Below are 15,236 nucleotides of genomic sequence, written 5' to 3' on the forward strand. Positions count from 1 at the left end.
TCCTCGGAAGGCCTCGGCCACTATCCGGGCACCGACGCGCCGCGCCCTCCCACCACGGCTGCTGCGTCGCCTACACCCTCATCTGGGAAGAGCCCCATTGGCATGAAGTCCGCAACACGCAGCCTTCCGCATCCGCCCAGGTGATCGCCATCCTCCTTTGGTAGGAGGCCCGCACCCTTGACAACGACCCGGTCGAGTGCATCCGGAACGAGCACTGCGCCGTCATCTTCTCGTGGTGCACCGTCCGCGAACCGGGTCGAGCGGCCCGATCATGCCGGTCCTCCCGACAGGCGTCAACTGGACCGCCCACTAGGCTTGTCGCCATGACGCAGACGAGTGGCGCGACTCCCCGAACGGCGTGGGGCTGGGGCCTGACGACGATCCACGACTCGGGTCAGGTGCTCGATACCTGGTTCCCCGAGCCAACGCTGGGCTCTCCCGATGAGCGTCCCGCACCGGACTCGGTGGCCGCGGCGGTGGGCGCCGACGAATTGCGCCATGTGACGACGCAGGCCCGCCGTGTCGTCATCGACCTCGATGCCGCCCCGGCCAACACGCCCGACGCCTATCTGCGGCTGCACCTGCTCAGCCATCGCCTGGCCCAGCCCAATACGATCAACCTCGAGGGCATCTTCGCCGTACTGCCGACCGTCGTATGGACGAGCGCCGGGCCTTGCTCACCTGAGGATTTCGACCAGATTCGCCCAGGGCTGCAACAGGCCAGGGGCTCGCTCGTCGTCACGAGCATCGACAAGTTCCCGCGCATGGTCGACTACGTCATCCCCAGCGGAGTGCGCATCGGTGACGCCGACCGGGTGCGTCTCGGTGCCCACCTGGCCGAGGGCACCACCGTCATGCACGAGGGCTTCTGCAATTTCAACGCCGGCACTCTCGGCGCCTCCATGGTGGAGGGCCGGATCAGTCAGGGCGTCATCGTGGACGTCGGCTCCGACATCGGCGGCGGCGCCTCGACGATGGGCACGCTGTCAGGCGGCGGCAAGGAGCGGGTGCGGATCGGGCGAGGATGCCTGCTCGGAGCCGAGTCGGGCTGTGGCATCGCGCTTGGCGACAACTGCGTCATAGAAGCCGGTCTGTACATCACTGCCGGGACCAAGGTCACGATGCCCGACGGTTCCGTGACGAAGGCCCGCGAGCTGTCCGGCGGCGCCAATATGCTGTTCATCCGCGACTCGGTCACCGGAGCCGTGCGTGTGCTCGCCCGCAAGGGAAAGACAATCGAGCTCAACGCCGCCCTGCACCGCAACTGACCGTGTCCGGCCACGCCCGCACGACACGCCGGGCCCTGCTGGGGGCCGCCGGCGCGGGCCTGGTCGCCCTGGGCCTGGCGGGCTGCTCCACCACAGCGACCACCGTTCCCCCGGCCGCAGGCGCGATGGTCTCGGCGAACGGGGTGCGCGATCTGCGCGACGAACAACAGGCGGCGAATATGGCGATCATCACCGGCGAGGCAATCCGCCGGGGCCTGCCTCCTCGCGCGGTGTCCATCGCGATCGTCACCGCGATGCAGGAATCGAAGCTGTACAACCTCGACTACGGCGATCGGGATTCCGTCGGCCTCTTCCAGCAGCGCCCGAGCCAGGGCTGGGGCACCGCGGCGCAGATCATGGACCCCTGGTACTCCGCCGGCAAGTTCTACGACGCCCTGGTGCAGGTGCGCGACTGGCAGAACGACCCCATCAACGACGTCGCGCAGGCCGTGCAGCGTTCGGGAGTGCCCGACGGCTACGCCGAACACGAACCGCTCGGTCGCGCCTGGGCCAGTGCCCTGACCGGCCACGATCCTGCAGCGGTGACCATGGTGGACCGCAGCAACGCGCCAGGCGATCCCGAGGCGCTGCGGGAGTTCCTCGCACGGGTATGGCCGAGCGGGCTCTCGGTGACGCCGACAGCGTCCGGGCTGGACATCCAGGCTCCCGACCATACGACGGCCTGGTCGCTGGCCCAGCTCCTCATCTGCCGCGGCCCGGCGTCCGGCCTGGTGAGCCTGCAGGTGGGGCCGGTGACCTGGCAGAACAGCGGTACCGCGCGAAATCCCTGGCAGGGTACCGACGACGCCTCGGCCACCCAGGTGCAGATGGGCACACGCACCCCCTGAACGATCCCGCCAGGGTGAGCGGCCAGTCAGCCCCTGGTTCAAAGAGCGCCGATACCGGGAACCATGCGGGCCCCGTGCGGCACCGAGTCCGTCGTCAGTGGGTCAACCGGTAGACGGCCGCGCCGATTCGCTCATCGGTTGCGGTCAATGACAGCCGCACATGGTCGCCGGAGTAGGGACCATAGAAGTCCCCCGGAGCTGCCAGGATGCCTCGTTCGGCCAACCAGTCGACGCTGCGGCGCCCATCGGTGCCCTGGGTTGCCCACAGATACAGCGAGCCTTCCGAGTGATCGATGCGGAAGCCCGCCGTCTCCAGCGCATCCCGCAGCATCGAGCGCCGGGCGAGGTAGCGGGACTTCTGGGCAGCCACATGCTCGTCGTCTCCCAGCGCGGCAACCATCGCCGCCTGCACGGGAGCCGGGATCATGAGGCCGAGGTTCTTGCGCACCGCCAGCAACTCACCGACGACTGACGGATCGCCGGCGACGAAACCCGCCCGGTAGCCGGCCATATTGGAGCGCTTCGACAGCGAGTGCACGGCGATGAGCCCATCGAGGGAGGAGTCGTTGACCCGGGGGTCGAGCACGCTGTAGGCAGGCGCGTCATAGGCGAACTCGGCATAGCACTCGTCGGAGGCCAATACGGCCCCGGTGTGACGGGCGAATGCCACCCATCGCCGCAACAGCTCACGGCTCGCGATGGCCCCGTGCGGATTGGCCGGGGAGTTGATCCAGATCAGCGCCGGACGAGAGCTCACCTGCTCCGGGTCATCGCAGCGCTCGATGTGCACACCGGCCAGCGCCGCACCCACCTCGTAGGTGGGGTAGGCGACCCGCGGGAACACCACGGTGTCGCGGGGGCCGAGGGCGAGCACCGTGGGCAGCGAGCCGACGAACTCCTTGGTGCCCACCGCAGTAGTCACGCACTGCTCGTCGAGCCCGTAGGCATTCCACCGCCGTTGCAGATAGTCGATCACCGCGTGGCGCAGTGCAGGGCTGCCCCACGTGGTGGGATAGCCCGGCGCCTGACAGGCCCGGGCCAAGGCGTCGCAGACGAACTGCGGTGTCGGGTCGACTGGTGTGCCCACCGAAAGGTCGACGATTCCGTCGCGATGGGCCGCCGCGCGCGCCTTGGCGGACGCCAGGGAGTCCCAGGGGAAGTCGGGCAGGGACTGGGAGAGCTTCACGCCTGAGGGGGCAGTGCTGCGACGCTCGGCTCGTCGAACTCCTGGGGCCCGAGGCGCGCGGCCCCGCCAGGCGTGCCGAGCTCGCTGAAGAAGTTGGCGTTGATGCTCTTCCACGAGGCGAGCTCGCTGGGCAGATCGTCCTCGTAGAAGATGGCCTCGGTGGGGCACACTGGCTCGCAGGCTCCGCAGTCCACGCACTCATCGGGGTTGATGTACAGCGAGCGCGGGCCCTCGTAGATGCAGTCCACGGGGCATTCCTCGACGCACGCCTTGTCCTTCACATCGACGCATGGCAAAGCAATGACGTAGGTCATGGCCACTCCTGGGAAACGGATGGATGGGGTGCTTCAGCACCGGGCAGGGCCGATGCTGACGTCACAATACAACGGGCCTTACCACCCGGACACGGTCCTGGCATCCGGATGGACAAACCGAGCTGGCCCTTGACAGCGGCCCTGCCGGGGACTCATGGGCCCACAGCGCCGTCACGCGCGATAGGGTCGCAGCGCATGCCCACGGCAGCAATGAGGAGGCCCGGATGTCGAAGATCTGTATCACCGACGCGGTACCCGAGGCGGGGATCGCGAGGCTTGTCGCGCACGGTCACGAGGTGGTTCGCTGGCCCGGCGCTGAAGCCCCCCGTCGCCATGAGCTGCTCGATCACGTCCACGGCGCCGAGGGCGTGCTGAGTGTCCTCAGCGATGAGGTCGACGAGGAGTTCCTCACCGCCGCCGGCTCCCAGCTCAAGGTGGTCGCGAATGTGGCAGCCGGCTACAACAACATCGACGTGGACGCCTGCCGGCGCCACGGCGTTGTGCCCACCACCACCCCCGGTGTGCTGTTCGACGCAACCGCCGACACGGCCTTCGGCCTGCTGCTCATGGTCACCCGCAGATTCGGCGAGGCAGAACGTCTGGTGAGGGCCGGGCAGCCGTGGCGCTACCGCACCACCTTCATGCTCGGCCACTCCATCGAGGGCAAGTCCATCGGGCTCATCGGTGCCGGCCAGATCGGCACTGCGATGGCCCGTCGCTGCCACGCCTTCGGCATGTCGATCTACTACGCGCAGGAACACCCCATGAAGGAGCCTGCCCGAAGCGAGCTCGGGGCAGTCGGCCTGCCGGTGGACGAGCTGGTCGCCAGCTGCGATGTGGTGAGCCTGCACTGCCCGCTCACTGCCCAGACCCGCCACATCCTCGACGCCTCCCGGCTGGCCTCGATGAAGCCCGGGGCCTATCTCATCAACACGGCGCGCGGCGCCTGCGTCGACGAGGCAGCTTTGGTGGAGGCCCTCCGCAGTGGCCCACTCGCCGGCGCGGGACTCGATGTCTACGAGGACGAGCCCACCATCAACCCGGGCCTATTCGGACTCGAGAATGTGGTGCTTCTGCCCCATCTGGGCTCGGCCAACGTCGAGACGCGCACCACGATGACCCAGCTCGCCGCCGACAATGTGGATGCCGTGCTCGCTGGGCGCCCGGCGCTCACGCCCGTACCCGGTTTCTGATCAGCCCGCTGCCATCCCCTGGCCGCGCACCGAACCTGCCGGTCGCGTCATCGACCGCTGGGCCGAACCCGCGCCGAGCCCCCCAGATGCGAACAACTAGGGTGACCTCATGGCTGACAGCAACGGAGCGCGCAAGCGCACTGAATCCGACTCGATGGGCACCATTGACGTGCCCGCTGACCACTACTGGGGCGCCCAGACCGAGCGCAGTCTCCACAATTTCGACATCGGTCGCCCCACCTTCGTCTGGGGCCGGCCGATGATCAAGGCTCTGGGCACGCTGAAGAAAGCTGCCGCTCAGGCCAACGGCCAGCTCGGTGAGCTGCCCGAGGACATCGCCGGGCTCATCGTGAAGGCTGCCGACGAGGTCATCAAGGGCAAGCTGGACGACGAGTTCCCGCTGGTCGTCTTCCAGACCGGATCGGGCACCCAATCCAATATGAACTCCAACGAGGTCATCGCCAACCGTGCCATCGAATTGGCCGGCGGCACGATCGGCTCGAAGACGCCCGTGCATCCCAATGATCACGTGAACCGCGGTCAGTCCAGCAACGACACCTTCCCCACTGCCATGCACGTCGCGGTGGTCTGCGAGCTGGCCGAGATGTATCCGCGCGTCGAGCGGCTGCGCAACACCCTGGATGCGAAAGCCACGCAATACAACGACGTCATCATGCCCGGCCGGACACATCTGCAGGACGCAACACCGATCCGCCTGGGCCAGGTGATCAGTGGCTGGGTCGCCCAGATCGACTTCGCGCTGGATGCGATCCGCCACGCCGACTCCCAGGCCCGCGAACTGGCCATCGGGGGCACCGCCGTGGGAACCGGGCTCAATGCCCACCCCGATTTCGGGCCGCTGACCGCCCAGAAGATCAGTGAGCAGACCGGCATCGAGTTCACCCAGGCGAAGAACCTGTTCGCCGCGCTGAGCGCCCACGATGCCCTCGTACTGGTCTCCGGTTCGCTGCGGGTGCTGGCCGACGCGCTCATGAAGATCGCCAATGATGTGCGCTGGTATGCCTCGGGCCCGCGCGACGGCCTCGGCGAGTTGCTCATTCCCGAGAACGAGCCCGGCAGCTCGATCATGCCCGGCAAGGTGAACCCCACGCAGTGCGAGGCCATGACCATGGTGGCCACCAAGGTCTTCGGCAACGACGCCACGGTCGGCTTCGCCGGTAGCCAGGGGAACTTCCAGCTCAACGTCTTCAAGCCCGTCATGGCCTGGTGCGTGCTGGAGTCGATCAAGCTGCTCGGGGACACGTGCGAGAGCTTCGACAAGCACTGTGCCTATGGCATCGAGCCGAATCGCGAGAAAATCGATCACGACCTGTCGATCAATCTCATGCAGGTCACTGCGCTCAACCGCCACATCGGCTACGACAAGGCATCGAAGATTGCCAAGAACGCCCACCACAAGGGTCTGAGCCTTCGCCAGTCGGCATTGGAGCTTGGCTTCGTGAGCGCCGAGCAGTTCGACGCCTGGGTGGTGCCTGCCGACATGACCCACCCCTCCGCCGCGAAGGACTGAGCCAGCCGGTCGCCGGTCGGCCCGGGACTCAGCGCCCGGGCTCGGCCGACTGCTGGGCGGCCTCCAGTTCCTCGCTCGTCCACACATGAAGGTGCGGGGGCCAGCCGCGCTCGAGACGCACCCGCAATCCGCGATGGACCATGAGGAAGCCGAGCACTCCGAGCGTTGTGAGCCCGGTGGCCAACGGCCCGACCAGCACCATCTGGCGAGGTCCGAGCACATCGCCGACCCAGCCGATGATGGGCGCCCCCACGGGCGTTCCGCCCATGACGATCGCCATGTAGACGGCCATCACCCTGCCACGCTTGGAGGCTTCGGTGCCCATCTGCACCATTGAGTTCGCGCAGGTCATCGTGACGATGCCGAAGAGCCCTGCGGGAATCAGCAGGATGGCAAAGCTCAGATAGCTGGGGGCCAGCGCCGAGGCGATCGTCGAGAGCGTGAATCCCGTCATGCCGATGACCAGGGTCGACAGCCGCGGACGACGTCGCCGGGCTGCGATGAGAGCAGCGGCCAGCGTGCCCACCGACATGATCGTGCCGAGCATCCCATAACCGGCCGGGCCTCTGTGGAAGACCCGGGTGGCCATCGCGGCATTGGTGATCTGGTAGTTGATGCCAAAGGTGCCGAGCATGAAGACCATGACCATCACCATGATGAGGTCAGGCCGGTGGGCGATGTAGGCAAGCCCCTCGCGCGCCGAGCCTCGTCCGCGACGGGGAGCTGCCGGATGCAGATGATGGGCGTTCATGCTGACCAGCGCGAGGATCATCGCGAGGAAGCTCACGGTGTTGATGAGCATTCCCGGAGCCACCCCGAAGGCGGCGATGAGCAGTCCTGCGATGCCCGGACCGATGAGCCGGGCAGCATTGAAGGACATCGAGTTGAGCCCCACCGCATTGGAGATGAGCGCGTCGGGCACCATCTCCGAGACGAACGCCTGGCGTGCCGGATTGTCGAAGCTGGCGACGATGCCCTGCACGAAGGCGAACAGATAGACATGCCACAGCTCGACCGTGCCGCTGGCCACGAGTGCCCAGAGCATGAGCGTGGTCAGCCCGAGCAGAGTCTGGGTGACCAGGAGCAGCTTGCGCTTGGGGAAGCGATCGGTGACGGCGCCGGCCAGCGGGGCCAGGAAGGGCATCGCCAGGAACTGCAGCGCCGAGACGATGCCCAGGGCGCTCGTGGAGTGATTGGTCAGCTGGGTCAGGACGAGCCAGTCCTGGCTGGTGCGCTGCATCCAGGTGCCGGTGTTCGAGACCAGAGCGCCGGCGAAATAGTACCGGTAGTTGCGCTGCGCGAAGGACGCGAAGGTGCGCGAACCGCTGCTCAGCGCGCGGATGGTTCCGGTTGCGGTCGTGGCGCTCATCGCCCCACCGTTCCGTCGGCGAGCTGTGAGAGCAGGTCTGCGGCAGCGCGCGCCAGCGCGAGGTCTTCGCTGCCCAGCTCGCTGAGGCGCCGCAGCATCCAGGTATCGCGCTCGGCGATGGTGCGTTCCACGAGCTCGGCGCCGCGCGGTGTGACGCTCACGAGGATCTGCCGGCGGTCGTCGGGATGGGGGCTGCGCAGCACGCAACCCTCCTCGACGAGGCAGTTGAGGGTCCGAGTGACGCTCGGCGTGCTCACGCGCTCCCGCTCGGCGATCTGGGTGGGGGTCTGCGGGCCGGCGTGGTTGAGCCACATCAGCACGCTCATCTGGTGGGGCGGCAGCTCGCTCGTGCTCTCGAAGCGCACCCGTCGCGCCACATGCTGGCAGGCGCGCCGCAGATCGTTGGCCAAGGTGTTGAGCTCCTGCTCGCGCAGCGCCGGGCTTGCGGCGCCCTGGCCCTGAGCACCGGGAGCGATGGGTGGCCTCGATGGTTCGGCAGGCCGTGCCGCCCCGTCACCCGATGCTGTGAGCGCATCGCCCGACGACCGCTTGATCATTAACACAGTTAATTATGATAACTCATTAACCAAGTGAACGAGTCGCGGGGGTTGGACGCGCCACGGGCCGTCGTCGCTCCAGTGCCCCCGCCTCCGGTCAGCCGGTGGCGGGGGCACTGGGCGCTTTGCCGTGGGCTCAGTCCTCAATGAGCAGGCCCTGCGCGGCGGCGGCGACGTTCTCGGGCGTGAAGCCGTACTCGGTCATGAGGAGGCTGCCCTTGGCCGAGGCACCGAAGTGCTCGAGCGAGACTGCCACTCCCCTGTCACCGATGTAGCGACGCCAGCCCATCTCGATACCGGCCTCGACACTCACCCGCGCCGTGATCTGCGCAGGCAGGACCTCATCGCGATATGACTGGTCCTGCTCCTGGAACCATTCCTGGCACGGCATGGAGACCACACGAGAAGAGATCCCCTGTCCGGTCAGGAGATCCTGCGCGCCGACCGCGACCTCGACCTCGGAACCAGTCGCGATGAGAATGACCTGCGGGACGCCCTCACCCGCATCACGCAGCACATAGCCGCCTCGCGCCACGCCCTCGGCCGACGCGAAACCCTCACCCTCACGATCCAGGCTCACCAGGTCCTGGCGGCTCAACACCAGCCCGGCCGGACGGTCCGTATGACGCAAGATCTCCCGCCACGCAATCGAGGTCTCGTTCGCATCCGCCGGACGCACCACGTCCAGACCCGGAATGGTCCGGCAGGCAGCCAGGTGCTCCACCGGCTGATGCGTGGGACCGTCCTCACCCACACCGATCGAATCGTGCGTCCAGACGAACACCGAGGGCACGCCCATGAGAGCGGCGAGCCGCACTGCAGGACGCATGTAGTCACTGAAGACGAAGAAGGTGCCACCATAGGCCCTCGTCAGCCCCGAGAGGTTGATGCCATTCAGGGCACCGCCCATCGCATGCTCACGGATCCCGAAATGCAGCACACGGCCTCCCGGCCCGCCCGGCCACTCCTTGGTCACCCGGTCGGCCGGCAGGAAGCTCGGCTCGCCCGACATCGTCGTATTGTTCGAACCCGCCAGGTCCGCCGACCCGCCCCACAACTCGGGCAGCTGATCCGCCAGCGCGCTCAGCACCGCGCCAGACGCCTTGCGCGTGCTCATCTTCCCCGGCTCGAACACCGGGAACTCCACCCCAGTGGGCAGGCGACCCGCCCGCACCCGGTTGAGCAGCGCCTCCGACTCCGGATTCGCGGCCCGCCACGCCTCGAAATGCTCGTCCCAGGCGGCACGCAGCTGCGCACCACGGCTCGCCAGTGCCCCCCGGGTGTACTCCACGATCTCACGATCGAACGCGAACGGCTCGGTCGGGAAGCCCAGCTCCTTCTTCATTGCGACGATCTCGTCCTCGCCCAGCGCCGCGCCGTGCACCTTGCCCGTGCCCCGCAGATTCGGCAGAGGCCAGCCGATCACCGTCGTCAGCCGGATGATGCTCGGCTTGTCATGCTGCGCCTTCGCGGCCTGCAGCGCTGCGAACAACGCCTCGACGTCCTCGCGGTACCCGGTGCCACCCTGCGTCCAATCGACGTGCTGGACATCCCATCCGTATGCCGCGAAGCGGGCTTCCACGTCCTCGGTGAACGCGATCTTCGTGCCGCCCTCGATCGAGATCCGGTTGTCGTCGTAGAGCACCACGAGGTTACCGAGCTCCTGTGTGCCTGCCAGAGAAGCCGCCTCGGAGGCAACACCCTCCTGCAGGCACCCGTCACCGACGATCGAATACACCATGTGATCGAAAACGCTGTGCCCCGGCTCCGCTGCCGGGTCATAGAGGGCATGCTCACGGCGAGCAGCCATCGCCATCCCCACGGCCATCGACAACCCAGCACCCAGCGGACCCGTCGTCGCCTCGACGAATCGCGTATGCCCGTATTCGGGGTGACCAGGAGTCAGCGAACCAGCCGTACGCAACGACTCGATGTCCTCCAGTTCCAGACCCAGACCGCCCAGATACAACTGCGCATACTGCAGCATCGAGGCGTGCCCGGCCGACAACACGAAACGATCACGCCCCAGCCAGTCCGGATCGCCCGGATCCACGGCCAGGACGCGCTGATACAGCAGATACGCAGCCGCCGCCAGTGAGATCGGAGTACCCGGATGCCCATTACCCGTCTTCTGCACGGCGTCGGCCGCAAGAATCCTGGCCACATCCACGGCACGGCGGTCCTCGTCGGTCCAGTTCAATTCACTCACGCACAACCCTCCAGATCATTCGCGCCGTGAATTGCTCATCGGCGAGATTCCGCGACCATCGTAGCCACGCGCGTACCCTATCCCGCGTGAGTGCCCCCGCAACCGTCCGCGATGCACAGCCTCGCGATGTCCCGGCCATCGTCGAAATCCACAATGCGCAGGGCGTGGCGGGCACCGCGAGCTATCGGCGAGAGCCGAGCACGCTGGCCGGGCGGCTGGGCTGGCTCGCATCTCAGGTGGAGGCCGGGCTTCCTGTCCTCGTGGCATGTGCGGACGAGCGGGTGGTGGGCTTCGCCAGCTTCGGTCCCTTTCGAGACGAGGAGGGCTACGACCGCACTGTCGAGCACAGCGTCTATGTGGCGGCCGGCTGGGAGCACCGCGGCCTCGGACGCGCACTCATGTCCGAGCTGATCCGGCGCGCACGCCGTCAGACAGTGCACGCCATGGTCGGCGTCATCGATGCCGACAACGAGTCGAGCCGCCGCTTCCATCGCGAGCTCGGATTCGTCGAACAAGGCCAGTTCACCGAGCTGGGGCACAAGTTCGGACGCTGGCTCGACGTGGTCTACTGCGTCAAGCTGCTCGACGAGGCTGCCGCCCCCGGCGATGAGCCAGGGCACAGCGTGCCACCGGTTCCACGGCTGGCCGAGCACCCACAAGCCGGGGATCTGGCGGCCAAGGAGGTGCTGAGCTGGGAGCTGTTCGGGCGGGCGCAGCGCGAACTGGCTGCCCAGATCGCCGCATCCGGTTTCCGGCCCGAGATCATCGTCGCGGTGGCGCGCGGTGGCCTCATCCCGGCCGGTGCACTGAGCTATGCCCTCGACGTGAAGCTGAGCGACGCCATGAATGTCGAGTTCTACACGGGCGTGGGGATCACACTGCCTGATCCGGTGCTGCTCGCCCCCCTGCTCGACACGGGCTCCATGGCAGGCAAGAGACTGCTCGTGGTCGACGATGTGGTGGATACGGGGCGCACCATGCAGCTGGTGATGAGACAGCTGCGCGGCTTCGGCGCCAAGGTGCGCAGTGCCGTGCTCTATGCCAAGCCCACAACGGTGGTGTTGCCGGACTACCTGTGGCGGCGCACCGACCGCTGGATCGTCTTCCCGTGGTCGGCGCTACCACCGGTGTCCACTCCCAGCGCCTGAGAGCCCGCATCGCTCAGTCTTCGTCGCGCTGCGACAAGGCGCCCTCGAAGCCGCCCTGCGACGAGGCACCCTCGAAGTCGCGCTGTGACGAGGCACCCTTAAAGGCCAGGGCGGCCAGCAGGGCTGCTTGATCGCCCAGCACCGCGTCGTTGTAGCGAGCCAGGGGCGAGTGCAGTTGCGGTGCACCGGCCGGGTCCACCCCCTCGGGCAGGGCACCGAAGAAGAAGAAGGCGCCAGGCACCTGCTCCAGGACATAGCTGAAGTCCTCGCTGGCCATCACGGGATGTTCCATGCCCACGACACGCTCGGCGCCGAACAGCTCCTGCGCAGTTGCGGCCGCGATCCGGGCGGCCCGCGGATCGTTGATCGTCGTCGGGCAGTTCACCCGGAAACCTGCCTCGACCTCGCAGCGATGGGCTGCGGCAACCGCCCTCGCAAGCTCGACGCTGCGCCGGGCGAAGCGCTCGGTGGCCTCGCGCGACACTGCCCTCACGGTGGCTCCAAGGCTGGCGGTGTCGTGGATGACATTGATCGCCTCACCGGCCCGCAGCTGGGTGACGGTGCACACGACCGGGTCGAAGACACTGAATTCCCTGGTCACCAGGTTCTGCAGCTGTTGACCGAGGTCGAGCACGGCCGGCACCGGGTCGATGGCGGCATGCGGGGCGGAACCATGCCCGCCCGAGCCGGTGAAGGTGGCGGTGAACTGGCAGTTGCTGGCCATCTGGGCCCCCTGGCTGATGTGCACGGTGCCTGCCGGATAGGGCATCTCGTGCAGGCCCCAGGCCACCACAGGGCGCTCGCCCGTGGCGTCGAGCAGCCCCTGCTCCAGCATGAGACGCGCCCCGGCCGGCGTCTCCTCGTTGGGCTGGAACATGAACAGCACCGTTCCGGCGATCTGCTCGCGCAGCTGGCTGAGGATCTTCACTGCGCCCACCATGCCGGACATGTGCAGATCGTGACCGCAGGCGTGCATCGCCCCATTGCTGGACGCGAAGCTCTCGCCGGACTGCTCGGTCACCGGCAGGGCGTCCATGTCGGCGCGCAGCAGCACGGTCGGTCCGGGCCGCCCGCCGCGCAAGGTGGCCCAGAAGCCGCTCACCCCGTCGAGGGGGTGGATCTCCAGCGGAAGACCCTTGAGCGCCGCCAGCAGGCGAGCCTGGGTTCTCGGAAGCTCGAAGGCCAGTTCGGGGATCTGGTGCAGCTCCCGCCGCAGCGCGATGAGTTCGCTGCTCAGGGCAGCTCCCATCGCCACGAAATCAGGTGTGGAGTCTTCGCGGGTATCGCTGTGCATACCGCCATGGTCGCACCTGGGGTCCGGCGGGCGGACGGCTCGGCCGCACAGTGGGTGGGAGAATGCCGATATGACAGCCGCCGATTCGGCCGATGGCTGGGGTGGCTGGCGCTCGGCGCGCTGCGTGGGCTCGGGGCGCCAGGCATTGGCCCTGGTGGCCCGCTGGTGCCGCGCCCACGCCATGACGACGGCCCTGTTACCGGCCTATCACTGCGAGACCATGGCGTTGCCCTTCTGGCTCGAGGCGATGGCCGTGCGTGCCGTTCCAGTGGACCATCAGTTGCGCACCGATCCCAGGGCGCTGGCGCGGGCCCTGGCGCAGGAGCCCTCTCCCGTCGTCATCCTCATCTGCCGGACCGGCGCCATCGACGTGGCACCGGGCCTGGTGGAGGTGCTCCGCAGGGCTCGCGCCGCCGGACATCTCGTCGTCGAGGACGCCACGCACTGCCTGCTCGATGAACTGGTGAATCCGGCTCCCGCACTGCCGGCCGACATCCGGATGGCCAGCCTGCGCAAGCTCCTCCCGGTGCCCGAAGGCGCCTGGATCGCCACATCGCCCGACGCCGCGGCAGCTGCTGGTGCCCGCCACGGCGCCGGGATCGACCTTGGCCCGCTGCCTGGGCGCCGGACCTGCCACGAGCAGATGACTCTTGGGGGCGCGCGCCTGCTGCGCGAGCAGCAGCTGTGGGCACAGCGCGAACAGCTGCCCGAGCGCGGCGGCAAGGGGGCGCCCGGCGCGACGCACGCGCTGCGGCTGGCCATCGCCGCAGCTGACGAGGCATTCGATGCAGCCCTGGCACCGGCCGCACCCGCGCCCGGAACGCTCGCCGCCCTGGCGTCTTTGGATCTGCTCCACTGGGCTCGGCGCTGGCGCGACGCCAATGCGCAGTTCTGCGCCCTGCTGGGTCCACAGCTGGGGGCACTCAACCCTGGGCGGGCCTGCTTTCCGCTGCTGCGGCACCAACTGGCCAGCCAGATCGACGAAGAACTGGGCAGGCGAGGCGCCTTCGCGCCTCAGTACTGGCCTCGGCCGAGCTGGTTTCGCGCCGATGCCGGCTGGCCCGAGGATGTCCTCAGCATCGACATCCGGCCCGACCAGTCCTGCCACCGGGCAGCGGCGCTGGCCGACATCGTGCACGCCGCCGTGCGGGGCGGCTGAGCTGGGCTCATCGATCGTCCGCCCAGCCGATCAGGCCACCCGCAGCCTGATCCGTCCAGCGATCCGGGCCCGGAAATCGACGCAGCGTGCCGAGACGATGTCCCCATCGGCCTGGACAGCCACCGGTTCGGGCGAATGGACCTGAATGGTGGGCCCTTGGGCATAATCCAGGCCCGGCACCCGGGCAGGGCTGCCGAACAGCCCCTTGACCGCGATACCGGCCCACTCATCGGGCCGCTGCGGCGCCACGGCGACGACGTCGAGCAGCCCGTCGTCCATCCGGGCCTGTTCGGCGAGCAGCACTCCGCCAGGCACGATATGAGCGCCAGGAACCAGCGGTGTGTTGGTCGCGAGCACTGTCCAGTGCCGTCCCGTCTGCCAGTGATCCGTGTCCACCCGCCAGCTCATGGGCCGGGGTCTGCGCAGCACCTGGCCCAGCCCCACCACCCCATAGGCCGCCGGGCCGAGGAGCTTCTTGAGAGTTCGCGAGGTGGCTCGGACCGTCTCGGCGTCACGGCCGATCCCGGCCATACAGCAGAACAGCGCGGGCCCGGTGGTCCGGCCGGTGTCCTCGGTGCACACGACCTCTCCGACGTCGATGTCGAGGAGTCTGCCCGCGATGGCTGCGCCCACCTGGTCGGCCAGGGACCCCGGCGCCAGGCCGAGTGCCGCGGCGAGAACGTTCCCCGAGCCCACCGGAATGATGCCCAGGGGAATGGGGCTGCCCAGCAGTTCGGGAAGGACCTGGCGTATCGTCCCGTCGCCGCCGGCCACCACCACGAGATCCGCGCCGCGCTCGATGAGGCGTACCGCCTGCAGATGGCCGGGGTCAGCGAGCGAGGTGAACTCCACGAGCAGGCGGGCGTGCAGCTGTGCTGCGATGTCTTGGGCCATCGACACGATCCGGCCGGGCCGCGAGGCCAATGAGTGCATGATGAGCCCCACGCAGCGCGGGCTGTCAGCGCGACGCGGATCGGCCAGCGTGGGGCGCCGGCGGGTGGCGGGAAGACGCACGTCGGCGAGGACCGAGTTCCTAGTCATCGGTACATCCGCCACTCCTCGATTGTGCACCTCGACCCTGCACCGCATGCTCGCTACCCTCCTGCCCGGTCCACGAAACGATTGATTCTTGGGTGTTTCTCCCAGTTCTCAGGAAGCGG

The 15,236-nt window shown here is 68.0% G+C and carries 13 protein-coding genes and 1 pseudogene; 7 read left to right on the top strand and 7 right to left on the bottom strand.

All coding sequences use genetic code 11. The annotated features are described in order from the left end of the window. The first annotated feature begins 323 nt into the window (after window positions 1–323). Together dapD and BMX93_RS13465 are read left to right on the top strand one after the other, a co-directional pair. Window positions 324–1,268 (top strand): 2,3,4,5-tetrahydropyridine-2,6-dicarboxylate N-succinyltransferase, encoded by a 945-nt coding sequence (dapD, locus tag BMX93_RS04550; RefSeq protein WP_091968484.1) that lies wholly within the window; start codon window positions 324–326, stop codon window positions 1,266–1,268. Window positions 1,269–1,270: 2 nt separating this feature from the next. After that, window positions 1,271–2,116, top strand: coding sequence for a hypothetical protein (locus BMX93_RS13465; RefSeq protein ID WP_091968486.1), 846 nt, complete (start codon window positions 1,271–1,273; stop codon window positions 2,114–2,116). A 94-nt stretch (window positions 2,117–2,210) separates the two neighbouring features. Here BMX93_RS13465 and dapC read toward each other — a convergent pair whose 3' ends face one another. Further along, a complete protein-coding gene (gene dapC, locus BMX93_RS04560; protein ID WP_091968488.1) occupies window positions 2,211–3,302 on the bottom strand; it encodes a succinyldiaminopimelate transaminase in 1,092 nt (363 codons plus the stop codon). Further along, window positions 3,299–3,616 carry a ferredoxin gene (fdxA, locus tag BMX93_RS04565; RefSeq protein WP_091968490.1) on the bottom strand — a complete coding sequence of 106 codons (318 nt, stop codon included), beginning with the start codon at window positions 3,614–3,616 and terminating at the stop codon, window positions 3,299–3,301. The genes dapC and fdxA overlap by 4 nt, the downstream gene beginning before the upstream one ends. Before the next feature lie 224 nt (window positions 3,617–3,840). Here fdxA and BMX93_RS04570 point away from each other — a divergent pair, with 224 nt between their 5' ends. Together BMX93_RS04570 and fumC are read left to right on the top strand one after the other, a co-directional pair. Beyond that, a complete protein-coding gene (locus BMX93_RS04570; RefSeq protein ID WP_091968492.1) occupies window positions 3,841–4,809 on the top strand; it encodes a 2-hydroxyacid dehydrogenase in 969 nt (322 codons plus the stop codon). Between the two features lie 109 nt (window positions 4,810–4,918). Next, the gene (gene fumC, locus BMX93_RS04575; RefSeq protein ID WP_091968494.1) at window positions 4,919–6,340 is read left to right on the top strand and encodes a class II fumarate hydratase; all 1,422 of its coding nucleotides are present in this window, start codon (window positions 4,919–4,921) and stop codon (window positions 6,338–6,340) included. 28 nt (window positions 6,341–6,368) lie between these two features. On the opposite strand, the gene BMX93_RS04580 is transcribed toward fumC, so the two are convergent. From BMX93_RS04580 to tkt, 3 genes are all read right to left on the bottom strand, one after another. Further along, complete coding sequence (locus BMX93_RS04580) at window positions 6,369–7,709, bottom strand: MFS transporter (RefSeq protein WP_091968496.1); 1,341 nt, start codon at window positions 7,707–7,709, stop codon at window positions 6,369–6,371. Continuing rightward, the gene (locus BMX93_RS04585) at window positions 7,706–8,266 is read right to left on the bottom strand and encodes a MarR family transcriptional regulator (RefSeq protein WP_091968498.1); all 561 of its coding nucleotides are present in this window, start codon (window positions 8,264–8,266) and stop codon (window positions 7,706–7,708) included. The genes BMX93_RS04580 and BMX93_RS04585 overlap by 4 nt, the downstream gene beginning before the upstream one ends. Before the next feature lie 136 nt (window positions 8,267–8,402). Then, window positions 8,403–10,481, bottom strand: coding sequence for a transketolase (tkt, locus tag BMX93_RS04590; RefSeq protein ID WP_425438755.1), 2,079 nt, complete (start codon window positions 10,479–10,481; stop codon window positions 8,403–8,405). A gap of 80 nt (window positions 10,482–10,561) precedes the next feature. On the opposite strand from tkt, the pseudogene BMX93_RS13075 reads away from it, so the two are divergent. Together BMX93_RS13075 and BMX93_RS12865 are read left to right on the top strand one after the other, a co-directional pair. Beyond that, window positions 10,562–11,026 (top strand): annotated as a pseudogene (locus BMX93_RS13075) (N-acetyltransferase family protein); the annotation flags it as partial. A gap of 90 nt (window positions 11,027–11,116) precedes the next feature. Beyond that, window positions 11,117–11,623 (top strand): phosphoribosyltransferase, encoded by a 507-nt coding sequence (locus tag BMX93_RS12865; protein ID WP_091968667.1) that lies wholly within the window; start codon window positions 11,117–11,119, stop codon window positions 11,621–11,623. A gap of 13 nt (window positions 11,624–11,636) precedes the next feature. Here the strand turns inward: BMX93_RS12865 and BMX93_RS04605 are convergent, their stop codons facing one another. Continuing rightward, on the bottom strand, window positions 11,637–12,917 hold the full coding sequence (locus BMX93_RS04605) for a M20 metallopeptidase family protein (RefSeq protein WP_245725729.1): 1,281 nt from the start codon (window positions 12,915–12,917) through the stop codon (window positions 11,637–11,639). A 70-nt stretch (window positions 12,918–12,987) separates the two neighbouring features. On the opposite strand from BMX93_RS04605, the gene BMX93_RS04610 reads away from it, so the two are divergent. Continuing rightward, window positions 12,988–14,076: a hypothetical protein gene (locus tag BMX93_RS04610; protein WP_091968502.1), complete on the top strand. Its 1,089-nt coding sequence runs from the start codon at window positions 12,988–12,990 to the stop codon at window positions 14,074–14,076. 30 nt (window positions 14,077–14,106) lie between these two features. Here BMX93_RS04610 and BMX93_RS04615 read toward each other — a convergent pair whose 3' ends face one another. Beyond that, window positions 14,107–15,117: a diacylglycerol/lipid kinase family protein gene (locus tag BMX93_RS04615; RefSeq protein WP_177170070.1), complete on the bottom strand. Its 1,011-nt coding sequence runs from the start codon at window positions 15,115–15,117 to the stop codon at window positions 14,107–14,109. Window positions 15,118–15,236: the final 119 nt, after the last annotated feature.

This window comes from Propionibacterium cyclohexanicum (assembly GCF_900111365.1).
GTDB lineage: Bacteria > Actinomycetota > Actinomycetes > Propionibacteriales > Propionibacteriaceae > Propionibacterium > Propionibacterium cyclohexanicum.

What these genes read in the sequence shown, in the direction of transcription:
- dapD (WP_091968484.1), top strand. Translation starts at nt 324, where the DNA reads ATGACGCAGACGAGTGGCGCGACTCCCCGAACGGCGTGGGGCTGGGGC.
- fdxA (WP_091968490.1), bottom strand. Translation starts at nt 3,616, where the DNA reads ATGACCTACGTCATTGCTTTGCCATGCGTCGATGTGAAGGACAAGGCG.
- BMX93_RS04570 (WP_091968492.1), top strand. Translation starts at nt 3,841, where the DNA reads ATGTCGAAGATCTGTATCACCGACGCGGTACCCGAGGCGGGGATCGCG.
- fumC (WP_091968494.1), top strand. Translation starts at nt 4,919, where the DNA reads ATGGCTGACAGCAACGGAGCGCGCAAGCGCACTGAATCCGACTCGATG.
- BMX93_RS04580 (WP_091968496.1), bottom strand. Translation starts at nt 7,709, where the DNA reads ATGAGCGCCACGACCGCAACCGGAACCATCCGCGCGCTGAGCAGCGGT.
- BMX93_RS04585 (WP_091968498.1), bottom strand. Translation starts at nt 8,266, where the DNA reads ATGATCAAGCGGTCGTCGGGCGATGCGCTCACAGCATCGGGTGACGGG.
- BMX93_RS04605 (WP_245725729.1), bottom strand. Translation starts at nt 12,917, where the DNA reads ATGCACAGCGATACCCGCGAAGACTCCACACCTGATTTCGTGGCGATG.
- BMX93_RS04610 (WP_091968502.1), top strand. Translation starts at nt 12,988, where the DNA reads ATGACAGCCGCCGATTCGGCCGATGGCTGGGGTGGCTGGCGCTCGGCG.
- BMX93_RS04615 (WP_177170070.1), bottom strand. Translation starts at nt 15,117, where the DNA reads ATGACTAGGAACTCGGTCCTCGCCGACGTGCGTCTTCCCGCCACCCGC.